Source organism: Micromonospora sp. ABR4_055, assembly GCF_056160425.1.
The window spans coordinates 1-17,351 of sequence record NZ_JBSWXD010000148.1; the positions used below are offsets into that span (position 1 = coordinate 1).

14 protein-coding genes are annotated in these 17,351 nt (G+C 69.7%); 6 read left to right on the top strand and 8 right to left on the bottom strand.

The window, feature by feature from the left end; genetic code table 11:
- Positions 1-177: 177 nt before the first annotated feature.
- Positions 178-1,614, bottom strand: coding sequence for a glycoside hydrolase family 10 protein (locus ACXAHD_RS25890; RefSeq protein ID WP_475053811.1), 1,437 nt, complete (start codon positions 1,612-1,614; stop codon positions 178-180).
- Positions 1,615-2,011: 397 nt separating this feature from the next.
- On the opposite strand from ACXAHD_RS25890, the gene ACXAHD_RS25895 reads away from it, so the two are divergent.
- The 3 genes from ACXAHD_RS25895 (at position 2,012) to ACXAHD_RS25905 (ending at position 5,606) form a co-directional block, all read left to right on the top strand.
- Positions 2,012-2,986 (top strand): threo-3-hydroxy-L-aspartate ammonia-lyase, encoded by a 975-nt coding sequence (locus ACXAHD_RS25895; RefSeq protein WP_281554689.1) that lies wholly within the window; start codon positions 2,012-2,014, stop codon positions 2,984-2,986.
- A 147-nt stretch (positions 2,987-3,133) separates the two neighbouring features.
- A complete protein-coding gene (locus ACXAHD_RS25900; RefSeq protein WP_281554688.1) occupies positions 3,134-3,571 on the top strand; it encodes an SCP2 sterol-binding domain-containing protein in 438 nt (145 codons plus the stop codon).
- Entirely contained in the window at positions 3,519-5,606 is a 2,088-nt protein-coding gene (locus tag ACXAHD_RS25905) for an amylo-alpha-1,6-glucosidase (RefSeq protein ID WP_281554687.1), read from the top strand. The genes ACXAHD_RS25900 and ACXAHD_RS25905 overlap by 53 nt, the downstream gene beginning before the upstream one ends.
- A 27-nt stretch (positions 5,607-5,633) precedes the next feature.
- On the opposite strand, the gene ACXAHD_RS25910 is transcribed toward ACXAHD_RS25905, so the two are convergent.
- The 3 genes from ACXAHD_RS25910 to ACXAHD_RS25920 all read right to left on the bottom strand — a co-directional run bounded on the left by ACXAHD_RS25910 (position 5,634) and on the right by ACXAHD_RS25920 (position 9,672).
- A complete protein-coding gene (locus tag ACXAHD_RS25910) occupies positions 5,634-6,638 on the bottom strand; it encodes a diacylglycerol/lipid kinase family protein (protein ID WP_475053815.1) in 1,005 nt (334 codons plus the stop codon).
- Positions 6,639-6,719: 81 nt separating this feature from the next.
- Positions 6,720-8,174, bottom strand: a complete 1,455-nt coding sequence (locus ACXAHD_RS25915) for a glycoside hydrolase family 43 protein (protein ID WP_475053819.1) — start codon at positions 8,172-8,174, stop codon at positions 6,720-6,722.
- Between the two features lie 79 nt (positions 8,175-8,253).
- On the bottom strand, positions 8,254-9,672 hold the full coding sequence (locus ACXAHD_RS25920) for a family 43 glycosylhydrolase (protein WP_475053822.1): 1,419 nt from the start codon (positions 9,670-9,672) through the stop codon (positions 8,254-8,256).
- Positions 9,673-9,853: 181 nt separating this feature from the next.
- Between ACXAHD_RS25920 and ACXAHD_RS25925 the strand changes: the two genes are divergently transcribed.
- The gene (locus tag ACXAHD_RS25925) at positions 9,854-10,537 is read left to right on the top strand and encodes a nucleoside/nucleotide kinase family protein (protein WP_475053824.1); all 684 of its coding nucleotides are present in this window, start codon (positions 9,854-9,856) and stop codon (positions 10,535-10,537) included.
- Between the two features lie 19 nt (positions 10,538-10,556).
- On the opposite strand, the gene ACXAHD_RS25930 is transcribed toward ACXAHD_RS25925, so the two are convergent.
- The 3 genes from ACXAHD_RS25930 to ACXAHD_RS25940 form a co-directional block, all read right to left on the bottom strand.
- Positions 10,557-11,819, bottom strand: coding sequence for an MFS transporter (locus tag ACXAHD_RS25930; RefSeq protein WP_475053826.1), 1,263 nt, complete (start codon positions 11,817-11,819; stop codon positions 10,557-10,559).
- 258 nt (positions 11,820-12,077) lie between these two features.
- The gene (locus ACXAHD_RS25935) at positions 12,078-13,019 is read right to left on the bottom strand and encodes a hypothetical protein (protein WP_289212760.1); all 942 of its coding nucleotides are present in this window, start codon (positions 13,017-13,019) and stop codon (positions 12,078-12,080) included.
- 129 nt (positions 13,020-13,148) lie between these two features.
- Positions 13,149-13,823, bottom strand: a complete 675-nt coding sequence (locus tag ACXAHD_RS25940) for a cellulose-binding domain-containing protein (RefSeq protein ID WP_348650081.1) — start codon at positions 13,821-13,823, stop codon at positions 13,149-13,151.
- A 309-nt stretch (positions 13,824-14,132) separates the two neighbouring features.
- On the opposite strand from ACXAHD_RS25940, the gene ACXAHD_RS25945 reads away from it, so the two are divergent.
- Positions 14,133-15,122: a M20/M25/M40 family metallo-hydrolase gene (locus tag ACXAHD_RS25945; RefSeq protein WP_281554681.1), complete on the top strand. Its 990-nt coding sequence runs from the start codon at positions 14,133-14,135 to the stop codon at positions 15,120-15,122.
- Positions 15,123-15,155: 33 nt separating this feature from the next.
- Here the strand turns inward: ACXAHD_RS25945 and ACXAHD_RS25950 are convergent, their stop codons facing one another.
- Positions 15,156-15,944, bottom strand: a complete 789-nt coding sequence (locus tag ACXAHD_RS25950; RefSeq protein ID WP_289212759.1) for a transposase — start codon at positions 15,942-15,944, stop codon at positions 15,156-15,158.
- A 12-nt stretch (positions 15,945-15,956) separates the two neighbouring features.
- On the opposite strand from ACXAHD_RS25950, the gene ACXAHD_RS25955 reads away from it, so the two are divergent.
- Positions 15,957-16,730: a LacI family DNA-binding transcriptional regulator gene (locus ACXAHD_RS25955; RefSeq protein WP_475053831.1), complete on the top strand. Its 774-nt coding sequence runs from the start codon at positions 15,957-15,959 to the stop codon at positions 16,728-16,730.
- Positions 16,731-17,351: the final 621 nt, after the last annotated feature.

The following is a 17,351-nucleotide window of genomic DNA, read 5'->3' on the forward strand; positions in this document are numbered from 1 at the left end:
AAAAAAGACACCAATAACGAAAACACCCCACACCCCCCCCCCCCCCCCCCCCTCCCCCCCCCCCCCCCCCCCCCCCCCCCCCCCCCCCCCGCCCCCTGCGCGCCGGCCCGCACACGCCGGACGGGGCCGGTACGCCGGGTGTCCCGCGTACCGGCCCCGTCGTGGGGGTGGTAGCCGTCAGCCGGCGCTGCAGGTCGGGGTCATCCCGCTGCCGGTGCCGGTGCCCTGGAAGCCGAACTGGGTCGACTGTCCGGCACCGATCTGGCCGTTCCACGGCGCGTTGCTGAAGCGCACCGTGCCGCTGCTCCCGCTGGCCTGCGAGTTCCAGGCGTTGGTGACCGCCGCCCCGGACGGCAGGGTCATGGTGACCGTCCAACTGCTGGTCGAGGCGGACCCGGCGGTCACCCGCACGTTCGCCACGAAGCCACCTGGCCACTGGTCGAGCGAGATCACCGAGGCCGAGCAGTCGCCCCCGCCCGGCGGCTGCGAAGTCGGCGGGGCCGTCGTGGGCGGCGGGGCCGTGGTCGGCGGCGGGGCCGTGGTCGGCGGCGGGGCCGTGGTGGGCGGCGGGGTGCCGCCGGCGTTCAGCGCGGCGAGGGTCGAGTCGTACGCCTGCTTCTTGTTGCCGTTGCACTCGAACAGCAGCGGGGTGCCGCCGCTGCGCCACGAGTCGCAGTCCCGGATGCCCCAGGTGGTGATGCCGGTGCAGCGGGACACCGCGAGGCAGTCCTGCACCACGTTGCGGTAGGTGTTGGCCTGGCTGCTGCCGGAGCCTTCGATGTCGAGTTCGGTGATCTGCACGTCGACGCCGAGGGCGGCGAAGCTGGACAGCGTGGTGCGGTAGTTCGACGGGTACGGCGAGCCGCTGTTGAAGTGCGACTGCAGGCCGACGCAGTCGATCGGCACGCCGCGCTGCTTGAAGTCGCGCACCAGGTTGTACGCGGCCTGGGTCTTGGCCCAGGACCAGTTGTCGATGTTGTAGTCGTTGTAGCAGAGCTTGGCACCGGGGTCGGCGGCGCGGGCGGCCCGGAACGCCGCCTCGATCCAGTCGTTGCCGGTGCGCTGCAGGTTGGAGTCGCGTCGGGCACCGCTACCGCCGTCGGCGAAGGCCTCGTTCACCACGTCCCAGGAGTGGATCTTGCCCCGGTAGTAGGAGGCGACCTGGGTGACGTGGTTGAGCATGGCCTGGCGCAGCGGAGCACCTTCCATCTGCTGCATCCAGCCGGGTTGCTGGGAGTGCCAGGCGAGGGTGTGACCGCGGACGGCCATGCCGCGGGAGATGGCGTGGTTGACGATCCGGTCGCCGTTGCTGAAGTTGAACTGGCCCTGCTGCGGCTCGGTGGCGTCGAGTTTCATCTCGTTCTCGGCGGTGACGCTGTTGAACTCCCGGTTGAGGATGTTCACGTACGTCGAGTCGCTGAGCTTGTTGGCCGCGACGGCGGCACCGAAGTACCGGCCGGACTGCTCCGCGGCCGCACCGAGCGTGGACTCGGCGGCGCTGGCGGAGGTCGCGTACAGCATCGCGGTACCGGCGGCAAGGGCGACCACCGCGGCGGAGGCCAACGCGGCCCGCGGTCCCCTTCTCCTCGGTCTGCTGTCGGATAGATGGGTCATGGTGATGGTTGCCTCTCGGTGCGGAGTGTGGTCGACAGGTGAACCTCGACCACACATCGACTTCAATCGAAGTGCTGTTGAGCGATGCTAACGGAGAACTTCCGGTAGCTCAATGACCAAGGCCGATACCGGGCAACCCGCTGCTCGACCAGCTAATCCGAAACACGGCAGCACCCAGTTCGGCACTCGACGGCAAGGCCAGAGTACCGAAACTTTCGGAGAAGATCCGGGACAGACCCGGACACCACGCGCAACCCTGTCAGCGGCACAGTCGCGCTACGGGGTCGGCGGTGTCGGCCGCGCCCGGACAATGCGGCATGGACACCAGCCGGCCGGCTGCGACTCGCCCGGCCGCTGTATGGAACTCTGTCAGATGAGCGCCCTGGGAGGAAGCACCTTGACAGACTCGACACCGGTCACCTTGCCCGACGTCCGCGACGCGGCCGCACGGATAGCCGGTGCCGCGCACCGCACCCCCGTGCTGCGCTCGCGCACTCTGGACGCCATGGTCGGCGCCGAGGTCTTCGTCAAGTGCGAGAATCTGCAACGCGTCGGTGCGTTCAAGTTCCGTGGCGCCTACAACACGATCGCGCGACTGTCCCCGGCCCAGCTGGCCCGGGGCATCGCCGCGTACTCGTCCGGCAACCACGCGCAGGCCGTCGCGCTAGCCGCCAGGGAGTTGGGCAGCACCGCAGTGATCGTCATGCCGCAGGACACGCCGGCGGCCAAGACGGCAGCGGTCCGCGGCTACGGGGCCGAGATAATCACCTACGACCGGTACACCGGTGACCGGGTCGCCATCGGTGCGGCGTTGGCCGCCGAACGCGGGCTGACCCTGGTCCCGCCGTACGATCACCCGCACGTCATCGCCGGGCAGGGCACCGCAGCCCTCGAGCTGGTCGAGGAGGTTGGACCGCTCGACGCGCTGCTGGTGCCCGTCGGTGGCGGCGGGCTGGCGGCGGGCACCGCGGTCGCGGCGAAAGGACTGCTGCCCCGGATCCGGGTGGTCGGCGTCGAACCGTCGGCCGGCGACGACACGTTGCGATCGCTGGCCGCCGGCCGGCGGATCACCATCCCGGTGCCGCGCACGATCGCCGACGGCCAGGCCGCCGAGACGCCCGGCGAGCTGACCTTCTCGGTGAACCAGCGGCTGCTCGACGACGTCGTCCTCGTCGACGACGACGAGATCCGGGCGGCGATGCGGTTCGCGTTCGACCGGATGCGGATCGTCGTCGAGCCCAGCGGCGCGACCGGGCTGGCAGCTCTGCTGGCAGGTCGGCCGGTCCCGGCTCCCCGACGGGTCGGTGTGATCGTCTCCGGCGGCAATGTCGACACCCGGCGCTTCATCGACCTGCTGTCCACCGCCGGTTGATCCCAGGCTGGCTGATCCCCAGGCCGTGAACCAGCACGGCCGGCAACCGGCCGCCGGTGAGCTCACCCGACGCGGGTGATGCGGGCCGGTTCCGACCCGACCTACCGTGCACCCAGGACGTCACACGGCGTGAGGAGGCGGGGCCGGATGGTCGACACGGTCGAAGATGCGCTGGAGCGGCTGGCCCGCGACGCAAGCTCCGTCCTGGACCGGCTGCCACCCAGGCTGCGTGGCACCGTTCGCTTCGACGTACAGGAGGAGACCAGGACGACGCACTGGTTTGTCACCCTGGGAACGGGGAAGGTCCGGGTGTCGTCGACGGGGGCCGAGCCGGATTCGATCGTCCGCAGCGAACGGGTCCGCTTCGACCGGTTGGCCCGGGGCGAGGACCGGTTCATCCCCCTGCTGTTCCGCAACGCGGTCGTCGTCGAGGGAGACCTGGGGCTCGCGGACCAGCTCTGCCGGGTCCTTTTCGGCAGTGTCCCGGCCGGGCTGCATCCAAGGGACTTCACTCGGAGGGAGGCCGCCGAGAATGAACGAGAAGACAGTCAGCATCCTGGACGGGAACACCTTCGTGGTGACTGACGAGCGCGGTGACGTGACCGCCTCACCGGACCTGCCGACCGGCCTGTTCTCGTTCGACACGCGCTTCCTGTCCACCTGGGTGCTCCGGATCGACGGCCACCGGTTGAACGCTCTGTCCCAGGACGACCTGCACTTCTTCGAGACCCGGTTCTTCCTCGTACCGGGCCGGCCCACCCACTACATCGACGCCAAGCTGTCCGTCATCCGGGAGCAGTCGATCGGCGCGGCGTTCGTCGAGCGGCTCACCGTGCTCAACCACGACATCGCGCCGGTAACCCTGACCCTGCGAGTCGACATGGACACCGACTTCGCGGACCTGTTCGAGATCAAGGACGTCCAGCACAAGCGCGGCACGAAGTCGGTCCACCACGACGACGGTCGGCTGCGATACAGCTACCGGCGGGAAACCTTTCAGCGGGACACCGTCATCTCCAGCACGCTCCCGGCCCGGATCGACGACGACGGCATGACGTTCGATGTCACCCTGGAGCCGCGCGGTCAGTGGCAGACCGAGATCCGGGTGGAACCAGTGATCAACGGCGGCGACACCGAGTCGCCGACCATCTGGGGAGCCTACCGGCGCCGGGCCCGACCGCAGCTGCGCCAGGAGCTCGAACACTGGGTCGACCAGGCACCGCAGCTTCTCGCTGACAACCCCGCCCTCACCACGGCGTACGAGCGGAGCCTGATCGACCTCGCTGCCATGCGGTACGCCTCGCTGACCGCCACCGGCGCGATACCGACCGCCGGACTGCCCTGGTTCATGACGCTGTTCGGCCGGGACAGCATCTTCATCAGCCTGCAGACCATGCCGTTCTTACCCCAGCTGACCCCCCCGGTGCTACGGCTGCTCGGCTCGTTGCAGGGCGGCAGCCTCGACGACCTACGGGAGGAGGAGCCCGGCAAGATCCTGCACGAATTCCGGTACGGCGAGTCGGCGGCGTTCGAGGAGCAGCCACACACCCCGTACTACGGATCGGCCGACTCCACCCCACTGTTCGTGATCCTGCTCGACGAGTACGAACGGTGGAGCGGCGACACCGAACTGGTCCGCGGACTCGAACGCCAGGCCCGCGCCGCGCTGCACTGGATCGACGAGTACGGGGACCTGGTCGGCAACGGCTACGTCTCCTACTGGCGCCGCAACACCCGCAACGGCCTGGAGAACCAGTGCTGGAAGGACTCCTGGGACGCGATCTCCTACCGCGACGGACGGTTGTCCGCGCTGCCGAGGGCAACCTGCGAGCTGCAGGGCTACGCCTACGACGCCAAGATCCGTGGCGCCCGGCTGGCCCGCCAGTTCTGGAACGACCCGGCGTACGCCGACCGGCTGGAACGGGAGGCCGCCGACCTGAAGCAGCGGTTCAACCGCGACTTCTGGGTGGCCGACGGCGAATACTACGCGCTCGCGCTCGACCCGGACGGTACCCCGGTCGACGCGCTGGCGTCGAACATGGGGCACCTGCTGTGGAGCGGCATCGTCGAGCCGGACCGGGCCGGCAAGGTGGCCGAACACCTGCTCGGACCGGCGATGTTCTCCGGCTGGGGGGTACGGACGTTGGCCGAGACCGAGGCACGGTACAACCCGGTCGGCTATCACGTGGGGTCGGTCTGGCCGTTCGACAACTCGATCATCGCGTGGGGGCTGCGCCGGTACGGGTTCCGGGAGGAGGCCGCCCGGATCGCCGAAGGGATGATCGAGGCGTCCGGGTTCTTCGACGGACGGCTGCCGGAGGCCTTCGCCGGCTACCGGCGCGAGTTGACCGGATACCCGGTCGAGTACCCGACGGCGTGCAGCCCACAGGGCTGGTCGGCGGGGGCGGTCCTGCTGCTGCTGCGTACCATGCTGGATCTCACCCCGTACCAGGACCATCTGGGCGTCGACCCACATCTCCCGCCGTCGATACCTCGGATCGAACTGCTCGACGTACCCGGCCGGTGGGGCCGGGCGGACGCGCTCGGCCGGCGGGCCGAGAGTCATCAGCGGCAGCACACCGGGCTGCTCGCCCGACTCGGACGCACCGACAACGGCTGATTCGGGGCGGTCACGCCCCGAGTCGGGTCATCGGGGGTGACGGGTACGTTCGACGAGTGCCGCACCGCGCCGCGCGGCCGCACCGGCGTCCACCGACAGGTCCGGGTCATCAGCCGGACGCGGCACGCACAGCAGCAACGCCGCCGGCTGGACCGTCACCCGCAGCGTGGCGCCGGGTTCGATCAGGTCGCCGTCGAGCTCGCGGGGTTGGTCGCGGTCACTGACCACCGACACCTCACGCCCCCGGTACACCTGCATCCGCGGCACCCGTCGCCGACCCCGTACCAGCGCCCAGGCCAGCGCGACCCAGTGCCGCAGCGTCCGTGGCGTCAGCACGGCGACGTCGAGCAGACCGTCGTCGGGTTCGGCGTCGGCCAGCAGGGTCATCCCGCCCTGCAACCGGCCGACGTTGGCCACCAGCACGGTGCGGGCCCGGGTCCGTACCGGCGGCTGGTCGTCGATCTGGACCCGCACCGGCACCGGCCGGTCCCGCAGGTGCCGCACAGCGCCGGCAACGTACGCCGGCCAGCCGATCCGCGCCTTGGCCTGCTCGGAGGTAGCGGCCAGCATGCTCGCGTCGAATCCCATGCCGGCCATCACCACGAAGCAGCGCTCGTCGTCGAGCCGACCGACGTCGAGCCGGCGGGTCTGCCGTTCCACCGCGACCTCCAGCCCGGCCGCGAGGTCGGTCGACAGCCCGAGGTTCGCGGCGAGCAGGTTACCGGTGCCGGCCGGCAGGATGGCGAGCGCCACGTCGGTGCCGACCAGACCGGCGACACACGACATCACGGTGCCGTCGCCGCCGCAGGCGAACACGACGTCGACCCCGGCCGCGACCGCGTCCCGGGCCTGCGTCCGCCCTGGTTCGGCGACCGTCGTCTCCAGCCAGATCGGTGCCGCCCAGCCGGCTTCGGCCAGGCTCGCGTCGACTGCCGCTCGCAGGCCGTCGAGGTCAGTGACCTTCGTCGGGTTGACCACCACGGCGGACCGTACCGGCGCTGTCTGCTTCTGCACCGGCTCAGTGTGGGCCATCGGAGCCCTCGCGGACCAGTCGACGCCGGTCCGCGCCGTCGGTGGGCGGTGTCTCCGTCGGCGGCGACACCGCCCACCGGGTCAGCCGGTGACGCGGAAGGTGCCGTCGGCGCGTGCCTGCGCGTCGGCGATCGGGTCGAGGCGCAGTTGGTAGCCGTAGTGCCGGATGTAGCGGTCCGGGAAGTTGTAGGACTGGAACGACGACCATCCGGCGTCTGCCAGGCCGGCGACCCAGCGGAAGGTGGCGTCGGCGGCGAAGACCGCCGAGCCGTCGTCGGGCGCCAACTCGAAGTCGTACGCGTAGTGCCGCAGGTAGTGGCCCGGGTAGTTGACCGACTCGATCGAGACGTAGCCCGAGCCGCCGGTCAGGCCGGGCACCAGCCGGAACTGCGCGTCCTGCGCCGGGCTGACGTTGGCGTCGATGCGCACGTCGAAGTCGGCGTGCCGCACGTAGCGGTCCGGGTAGTTGTACGACTGAATCCGGTTCACCGGGGTGGTCGCGCCCCAGCGGGCAAGCACCCGGGACTGCTCGGCCGCGGTCAGGTTGAGGATCGATCCGTGCCGTTTACGGCTGCCGCCCATGCTGTAGTCCGACCGGGTCCGGAAGTTGCCCGTGCTGCCCAGGTTGGTCGAGGTGACCGGCAGATAGCCGCGGCCGGTCGCGTACTGGTCCAGCCAGAGCACCCACTCGTCACGGCCGTTGAACTGGGCCCACATCGGGCCCTCGACCACGTTGCCGCCGCCGGCGCCGTTCGAGATGCCCAGGTGCGACAGGTTGCCGAGGGTCGTCCAGCTGCCCAGGATCGAGTTGCTCGCCTCGATCGTGATGTGACCGTCGGCGGACGCCCGGTAGTAGCGGTAGCCGCCGACGCTGTTCGGGACCTCGATGATCTGGGTGTCGATGATGCCCTGGCCGCTGCCCCGGTCGATGTACAGCTGCGGAGCACCGATGGTGCGGAAGTCGCTGGTCCGCGCGTACCAGATGCGATGCTTGGTGACCCCGTTGCGGGCCGAGTTGGTCGCCCAGTAGACGACGTAGTCCCCGGTCGCCGGGTTGTAGATCGCCTCCGGCGCCCAGGCGTTGCCGGCGCCCGCGATACCGCCAGCGACGTTGAGCAGCCACGGCGCCGACCAGTTGACCAGGTCGGTGGACTCCCAGACGACGATCGAGGTGCTGCCCCGGTTGGCGGCGTCGTTCCAGGACGTGCCGCTGGCGATCCGCAGATCGGTGGCGATGATCCAGTACCGGTCGCCGGCCGGTGAGCGGACCAGGACCGGATCCCGTACGCCACGGGTGCCCACTGTGGATAGCAGAACAGGGCTGCCGTTGTTGAGGTCGGTCCAGTGCAGCCCATCGGTGCTGCGCGCCAGATAGATCTGCTCGCCGTTGGCCGACTCACCGGTGAAGTGGGCCATCAGGTACCCGGCGAACGGGTCGAGCGCGGCAGCCGGTCTCGCCGCAGCCACCGACCACGAGGTGAGCAGCAGGCAGGCGGCGGCAAGGACGGCGCTGAGCCGGGCAAGGATTCTCGGCATCGGATCTCCTTCTGTTGGAGTTGGTCAGGTCCGGCCAGTGCGGGTAGTCCGCCGCCTACCGGCCCGGTGCGATGCGAACTCACCGGCTGGGCACGATCGGGCGGATCGTGCCGTCGGCGGCAAACTCCATCGGGTCGATCACGACCTCCCGGTTGGTGCCGTTGCCGGCCGGTACGGCGAAACGGTGGTAGGCGATGTGCCAGGTGTCGCTGTCCGGGGCGCGGACCACCGAGTGGTGCCCGGTGCCTCGGATCCCGTCGGCGAGTCGCTTCTGCAGCACCACCCCACGGTTGGTCCACGGCCCGAGTGGGGACCGGCCGGTCGCGTATGCCACCCGGTAGTCCTCGCTGCGGGTGTCGTTCTCCGACCACATGAAGTAGTAGGTGCCGCCGCGGTTGAAAACGAACGGCGCCTCGTTGTAGCCGGACGGCGTGATGACCCGCACCTGCGCCGGGTCGAACGACACCATGTCGGGGTTGAGCGGAACGACCCGGGCGGCCCCCTGGCCCCAGTACAGGTAGGCGCGTCCGTCGTCGTCGGTGAAAACCATCGGATCGATAGCCTGGCCGGAGTACTGGCCGCCGCGGATCAACGGCCGGCCCAGCGCGTCGCGGAACGGTCCCACCGGCGAGTCGGCGACCGCGACACCGAGATGCTTGACCGTGTCCCCGCTGGCCGCGCCACCGGAGAAGTACAGGTAGTAGCGACCGTCGCGGTGTGCCACCGCTGGCGCCCACGCCGAGTTGTCGGCCCACGACACGTCCGGTTCATGGTCGAGGATCACCCCATGATCGGTCCAGTTGACCAGGTCCGGCGAGGAGAACGCCTTGTAGTAGGTGGTGGACCAGCCGGCGTATCCGTCCGTGGTCGGATACAGGTAGTACCGGCCGCCGAAGGTGGTGAGGTGTGGATCGGCGAAGAGCCCCGGGATGACGGGTCCCGCATGTGGGGACGGTGCCCACGGGGCGGCGATCCGGAAGGAGCTGTCCGCCCGGAAGATCTCGGTATCCTGGTACGCGTCGAGCCGCAGCGTGAAGTCGCGGTGCCGGACGCGGTGCGTCGGGTAGTTGTACGCGGCCAGCGCGATCGTTCCGGCGACGGCCCCGTCGACCGGGCAAAAGGTGGCGTCGCTACGGAACGCGGCGTCGCCGGTGTTGGTGTCGACCCGCAGCTGCCAGTCCCGGTGGCGCAGGAAGAGCCCGTCGCGGGTCTGCAGCGAGTAGCAGTCCGGCGAAGCCAGTCCGTTGACGATCACGAAGGTGGCATCGAGCCGGGTCTGCTGCGGGCTCGACGTACCCACCGGATCGAGTCGGACCCCCTGGTTCTGGTGGCGCAGGAACCGGCCGGGGTAGTTGACCGACTCCAGCGACACGGCACCGGACGGCAGCGACGCCGCAGCCGAGCGGGTGTCGCTGTCGCCGGCTACGGTGCCGCCGGTGACAACGGCCAGGCCGGCACAGACCAGGGTGGCGAGCAGGATCGCCGAGTTGGCATGCAATTCGGATCCTCCTATGTTAGCGCTAACACAGCGCCTGATGCGATTGCCGTACGGTTGCCGGATTGAATCGACAGTGTTAACTGCCCGCAGTGTCGATGTCAATGGGTCGCGGGCCGGCGGCGGGCACCCGGGTCCGCCGGGGAGTCGGCCAGCAGCTCCCCGGCGCTGCTTAAGCTGGTGCATGCTCGATGAACTCGTCGCACGCGCCCACCGGCTTGTCCCCCGCCATGGCCGACTCGTCCTCGGCATCACCGGCTGCCCGGCGGCGGGCAAGTCGACGCTGGCGGCGCTGCTGGTCGCCGGGCTGCGGCAGGTCGGGGTCCCGGCGGCGCTGGTGCCGATGGACGGCTTCCACCTGTCCGACGCGGCACTGGACCGGCTCGGCCGACGCGACCGCAAAGGTGCCATCGACACCTTCGACGGCGACGGTTACCTCGCCCTGCTGCACCGGCTGCGGACCGAACGACACCGGACCGTCTGGGCGCCGGGTTTCGAACGCGACCTCGAACAACCGGTAGCCGGCACCATCGCGGTCGACCCACCGGCACGCCTGGTCGTCACCGAAGGAAACTACCTGCTCGCGGACGCAGAGCCCTGGCCGGCGGTGCGCGCGCTGCTGGCCGAGGTCTGGTTCTGCCAACTCGACGACGACGTACGGCGGGACCGTCTCATCCGCCGGCACATCGAGTTCGGCAAATCACCCGCTGCGGCCCACGCCTGGGTGGCCACGGTGGACGACCCGAACGCCCGGTTGATCGAGGCCGGCCGGGACCGGGCCGACCTGGTCGTCGACATGACCGCGTTAAGGCCGGCCGACGGTAACGCTCCGCGCCCGGTTGACCGGCCCCGGCCCGGCGGGCGCTAGCACGGCTGCCCGCCACGCGCTAACAGCACGGCTGCCCGCCACGCCGGTCCGACGGGTCCTCGGCTCCGCCGGAGGAGGTAACCGCCGTTGAACCGTCCGCCCGGGCCAGCAGAAACAACGGGAGCAGCACCGCCGCACCGGCGCTGACCGCCAAGACCGGGTACCCGACGGTGCCGAGCACCATTCCGGCACCGACGCTGGCCACCGCCGAGGCACCCCAGGCGATCGCGTCCACGCCACCCTGGACGTGCTGGCGGTCGGCGAGTGTCAACGACTGGGTGAGCAGACCGCTGCCGCCGACGAAGGTAAGGTTCCAGCCGGAACCGAGCAGGAACAGCGCGACGTACAGCTGCGCGCCTGCGGCCGCCGGCACCAACGCGACCATCGTGGACAGGGCGATCAACCCGATCCCGGCGAGGATCGCCGTCCGTGCCCCGAATCGGTCGACGATGTGCCCGGACAGCGGCGCCAGCAGGAACATGCCGAGCAGGTGTGCGCTGACCACCGCACCTACGGCGCCGAGGCCGTGACCGTGCATGTCCATGTGCAGCGGCGTCATTGTCATCACGGCGACCATCGACACCTGGCCGGCGGTCATCGACACCACCGCGGTACGGACCACCGGACGTCGCCACACCCCGGCCGACACGGCACCGGGCCCCGGGTCACCACGCCGCGTGCCGGCCCGGGTGGTCGGCAGGGTCGCCGACGCCGCTACCGCGGCACCCGCACCGACCAACGCCAGGAAGTACGGCCCGGCGAGCGGCGGCAGCCCCAGCCCCGTAGAGAACCGCGCGAGTGGCGCGATCAGGTTCGGCCCGGCCAACGCACCGACCGTACCCGCCCAGACGACGACGCCGACCGCGAAACCCTTGCGGTCGGGCGGGTACAGGTCCGCCGCGCAGTACCGGGACAGCTGCGCTGCGCCGTTGCCGACACCGAGCAGCAGCATGCCGACCATCAGCGGGCCCGCCGCGTCGGCCAGCACGGCACCGCCCGCGACGACCGCACCGATGACCGCGACCAGGTAGCCCAGCACGAGCGCGGCACGGCTGCCACGTCTGGCCAGCACAGCGGCCAGCGTCAGGGTGCCGACGGCGGAGCCGACGATCCCGGCCGCGTTCGGTATGCCGCTCCACAGCGGGCTGAGCAACTGCGCCCCGACGAGGGTGCTCACCGTGCTCGCACCGACCATCGACACGTGGGTCACCGCCGCGCCGGTGAACAACGCGACCATCGGACGGTGCCGGGTCCGGCGGGCCTCGACCGCTGCGGGCACCATGGTCAGCCGGGGCTCTCGACGACGATGCCCCTGGGCGCTGGCACAGACATGCGTTGACCTCTTCTGCGAGACGCCGGCTGTCGCGGGACGTTGTCAAGATTCTTTACGGCTGGCGGCTGCGGGGCTTCTCCGGCGTTGCCCGGGCCGACGTGTCGGGCGCAGACGACGGGCGGGCCATCGGGGTCGCCGATGGCCCGCCCTGCGCGGTGCCGGCCGGCTCACGGCGTACCGCAGCCGGAAGTGCCCGGGTCAGAGGTGTCAGTTCGGGGCGTGGACTCCGGTCGCCGCGTAGTCCTTGATGGATCCCCGAACGTACATCTCGCTGCCCGTGTTACCGGTGGAGTACTGTTCGATGGAGCCGGGGAACGGCATGGTGGAGGCGTTGCGTCCGTACACGTCGGTGTAGACCGTGGATGGACCGCTGTTGCGCACCGAGAAGGTGCCGGGCCGGTACTCGCGCAGGGTGCCCTTGAACGGTGAGCGCGGATCGTTCCAGCCGACCTGTTGGCCGGTCTGCTGAGTCACCTGCCGAGCCTCGGCGCAATAGTCGCCACCGGCCAGGTCCGTGTAGCACAGGTCCACGATCCGGCCCATCCTGTTCGGCAGGCTCGGGTCGTAGTACCGGGACGGGTTGACGACGTAGAACAGCGGCGCGAGGTGAAAGTCCAGCCCGGAGCCTGTCACCTGCACGTCGGAGAACCAGAAGTCGTCCATGTCGGAAACCGTGAACGGCACCGGGTTGGGGTAGAGCGGGTCGAAGTGGGTACGGCCCTCCCGGATCGCGTCGATACAGCCGGTCTCGGCGATCAGCCGGCCCAACGATCGGGTGTCCGACGGCGAGTCCGCCGGCACCGGAGGTGCGACATTGATGAACGGGCGGCCGAAGCCGGGGCATTCGCTGGGGCTGAAGCCGCCGGGTCGACCGAGCGGGATCATCGCGTTGTACCGGGCCTCGGTGACCGGGCCGCCGTTGCTCCCGACGCAGCGCTGGTTGAACAGCAGCTCGTGGACGTTGTTGGTGAACGCGTCCGGCGAGTGGGTGCCCTGGTGGAATTTCAGCAGAACGTCGCAGACGGCGATCGTGGGCCCCTGCGGCGGGAAGAAGCTGGTGCCGTTGTCGCCCTGGATGACATTGCTGTTGTTCACCACCAGCACCTTGTGCCCGACGTGGTCCTCGTGGCGGTGACTGTGGTCGGGCATGTTGTCCAGCATGACCTCGCTGGTGTAGCCGAAGGCGGGCCAGCCGGCGGTGCCGTACAGGTCCGAGGCCCGCGGATCGTCACCGTGTTCGTGACCGAAGTAGCAGCCGCTCGGGTCCCGGGTCGGGTGCTAGGTCGGGTAGACCTTGCCGTCGGGGCCGTAGGTCCAGTACCGGGCGTGGATCTCGACCGAGCACTCCCCGGCCCGCGGCAGGTAGCCCTTCTCGTTGGCGGTGGCGATCAGTTCGTACGCCCGGCTCCTGGGCGCGCTCGCCGGCGGCAACGCCGTACCCCAGGTCGGGTCGCCGGGTGGCATCGTCGGCGGTGCGGTGGTCGGCGGTGGACTGGACGGCGGTGCGGTCGTGGACGGTGGGGTGGTGGGGTCGGCCGGCGATCCGGTGCAGGTGGTGCCGTTGAGCGCGAAGCTGGTCGGCGCGGTGTTGCTGCCGTTCCACGACCCGTTGAAGCCGAACGAGGTGGTCGCCCCGGTGGCGATGCTGCCGTTGTAGCTGGCGTTGCGGGCGGTGACCTGTCCACCGCTCTGCGACACCGTGGCGTTCCACGCCTGGGTGATCTGCTGACCGTTGCCGTAGCTCCAGGTCAGCGTCCACGAGCTGACTGGGTCGCCGAGGTTGGTGACGGCCACGTTGGCGGTGAAGCCACCCGGCCACTGCGAGGCGACGGAGTAGGTGACGCCGCATCCGACGGCAGCGTACGCGGCCGTGACGGCCACTCCGCTTCCGGCGATGACGGCTGTCACGGTCGCGGCTGACCACAGCCGGGACCGGTACCGGTGTAAGCGCATGTGCTGGCTCTCCTCCACTGACGTGCGGACGGATCGACAGGGCGCGCTGTCACCTACGGTCGACCACCCCGGGCGGCCTGGAGCGCGAGGTGTCCCGGTGTGGCGCGGCACGGGTGGCACCGGGCAGCGCGGCGTGGTGGATCGCCCGAAGGGAAGACAGCGAACGCACCATCAATAGATGTTCATAAATGTTACGCCCGGTGCACCCCCTGTCAACTGGATGCACTGGCGCCAATCGATGTAGGCTTGATCATCTTTGGAGCTGCCGAACCTCGCCTACCCGTTCTCGGTCCCGCGCAGACCGAACGCGTGGGCAAGCTGCGCGCCGCTATCGACGACGACGCCCTCGGCCGCGAGCTCAGAGCCCTTCCGGCGCCCCGGGTACGGGCACTCACCCCGGATATCTGTGCCGCACTGGACATCGACCTGCGGAACCGTTTCACGGCGGCGGGATGGACGGCGCGGCTCGATCACTTCCACGCGCGGGGTGTCGCCCAGTGGGGGCCGAGTGGGCGGTACGAGGATGTCCTGACCGGCACCGACATCGACGGCGTCAACATCGTCGCCGTCAAGGAGGGCGTGCTCTCCGACGCGGTCCTGGTCCTCGCCCACCACGACACGGTCCCGGGCACCGGCGGCGCCGACGACAACGGCACCGGCGTGGTCGGGCTGCTGGAGCTGGCCCGCCTGCTGGGTGCGGCGCGATTCCGCCGGACGGTGCTACTCGTCGCGGTCGACCACGAGGAGCTCGGCTTTCACGGTGCCCGTCACCTGGTGCGGCAGATGTCGGTCGCCAGGCGGAAGGTGGTCGGTGCCTACGTGTTCGAGATGCTCGGATTCGCCAGCACCGAGCCGGGCAGCCAACATTTGCCGCGCGGGCTCGACCTGCTCTATCCCGGGCAGATCCGCCGGATCCGGCGCAACGGGCAGCGAGCGGACTTCGCCGCAGTGCTCTACCAGCGGTCCAGCCGGACGATGGCGGCCCTGTTCGCGGCCGCGCTGACCCAGCTGAACGGCCCGACCGGCACCGTCCTGCTCCGTGCACCCACCGACCTGCCGGTGCTGGGGCCGCTGCTCGGCCGCTTCGTGCCGTTCACCCAGCACTTCGCGCGCAGCGACCATCTGCCGTTCTGGGACGCCGGTCTACCCGCGGTCCAGATCACCGACACGGCCAACTTCCGTAACCCGCACTACCACCGGGCCGGCGATCTCCCCGACACGGTGAGCATGCAGCAGGTGGCGGACGTGGTCGCAGCCACCGCCCTGGCCGTGGAGATCCTGGCGGAGCGGCTCGACTAGTCGCAACGCCGCTCGGTTAGGGCGGGTGGATGGTTAGCAAGTGTTTGTGATTATATCGATGGCTATGGTGGCTTTGTGGCTGCGTCGGTCTACGTTGGGTCCGCGGGCTTGGTACTTGGAGTTCGAGCGTTTGATCATGCGGGTCTTCACCCGGATCCGACGCTCAGGTAGCAGGTGGGCCAGAACCGCACGACCGATGGCGCCGGCCAGGTCGATGACGGTGTCGGCGAGGACGCCGGCGGCGTGGGTGACCTGGTCGCGGGCGGCGTTCAGGGCGGTGGTGAAGCTGGCCCGGTCAGGGCCGGTGCCGGGCCGGCTGTCGGTGGCGTCGGTCATGGCGGTACGCAGGATCTGGTAGACGACCAGCAGGGCGTAGACCTCCTGGTCGATGCCGTCGGGAGTACGCGCGCGCAGGACCCGGCCGCCGAGGATGCTGGATTTGATCTCCAGGTAGGCGGTTTCGACCTCCCACCGGCGGTGGTACAGCTTCATCAGTCCGCCGGCCGGGTGGGTGCGTGGGTCGAGCAGGGTGGTGATCAGCCGGTAGCCGCCCGTGCGGACGCCGTCGATGGTCTGGACGCTGATCTCAGCGTCCACGACCCGCACCCGTACCGTGCCGATGGTCGACAGCCAGGATCCGTCGTGGTACCGGCGGATCACCGGCGGGCGGCGGCCGTTCTTGCAGCGGATCAGCAGGTCGGCCCTGGTGGCGGCGAGTGTCTGGATGAGGTCGGCGGCGGCGTAGTTACGGTCGGCCAACAGCAGCATCCCGGCGGCCAGGGAGCGGGCCTGGTCGAGTTCGTCGCGCTGGCGGTCTCCCATGACGATCCCGAACTGTTCGCCGACCCGTTCTTTGCCCAAATCATCGTCGGCGTGTCCGCAGCGCTCGAGGAGACCGACCTTCACCTGCTGCTGTGCCTTGCCAGCTCCGGGCGGGGCCGGTCCCGGTTGACCAACCTGCTGCACACGCGCGGCGTCGACGGCATCATGCTGATGGCGCTGCACGGCGACGATCCGCTGACGCACATCGTGCGGCGGGCCGGCCTGCCCGCGGTGTACGGCGGCCGGCCGTTAAACTTCGAACCACAGTGGTACGTCGACTCCGACAACCTCGGCGGCGCCCGACTGGCCACCGAACATCTCATCGGCCTCGGCCGCACCCGGATCGTCACCATAACCGGCCCCAGGTCCACCGATGTCGGCCTCGCTCGCCACCGCGGCTACGAGGAGGCAATGATCATGGCTGGGCTGACCCCGTACGCGGCGGCGGAAGGTGACTTCACCGAGACCGGCGGTGCCGCAGCGATGAGATCACTGCTCGACAGCCACCCCGACCTCGACGCCGTCTTCGCCGCCAGCGACAACGCCGCAGCAGGCGCTCTACGTGTCCTCATCGACGCTGGCCGGTCGGTTCCAGGCGACGTGGCAGTGGTGGGCTTCGACAACCTCGGAATAGCCGAACGAACCGATCCGCCGTTGACCACCGTTCACCAGTCGGTCCAAGCTCTGGGCAAAGAAATGACCCGGATGCTCGTCGAGCTCATCGCGGGGCACGAACCCCTGTCCATCATCCTGCCCACGAAGTTGGTGCTACGCGACTCGGCATGATCAGCGAATCAGGCCAGCCGGTTGGGGCGGCAGGGACTCCGCAGGCAACGGGCTAACACAGTTCACGGGCGGGGGGCAGGGTTGACGCAACCATGGATGCAGGTGCGGGACAACAAGGGTGCGCGCACGCCCGGCGTGGACGGACGCACCGTCTCCTACATCGAGAACGTGCGAGGCGTCGAGGACTTCCTCGACGAACTACGGTCGCAGGTCAAGGACCGCAGTTTCCGTCCGATCCCGGTGCGCGAGCGCATGATCCCCAAGACGAACGGCAAGCTACGCCGCCTAGCGAGGCGGAAAGGGATAGCGATCGCGGACGAGTGTCTGATCCCCCGTGATTCCAAAACGACCCGAAACCTGGCGGATGTGGGTCGATGCAGTGCTGGGCGGGCTCCAGTCGGTGGCCCGCCCGCTTCCTGGCCGTCCAGTCCGCGCGGTAAGGGAGACCACGAGGGAAGGCCTGCGGCGTACTCGTGGTGATGTTACCGGGGAGAAGCTCGATCCCGACCCACCCAACGGTGGCCGGTGAACGCAAACATTCAGGTGGTGCGCGCTGGGATTCCGCGTGGTGGCATAGCGTGATGGCCGGTTGGTTGGTGGCCGCCGGCTGATGTTGACCTG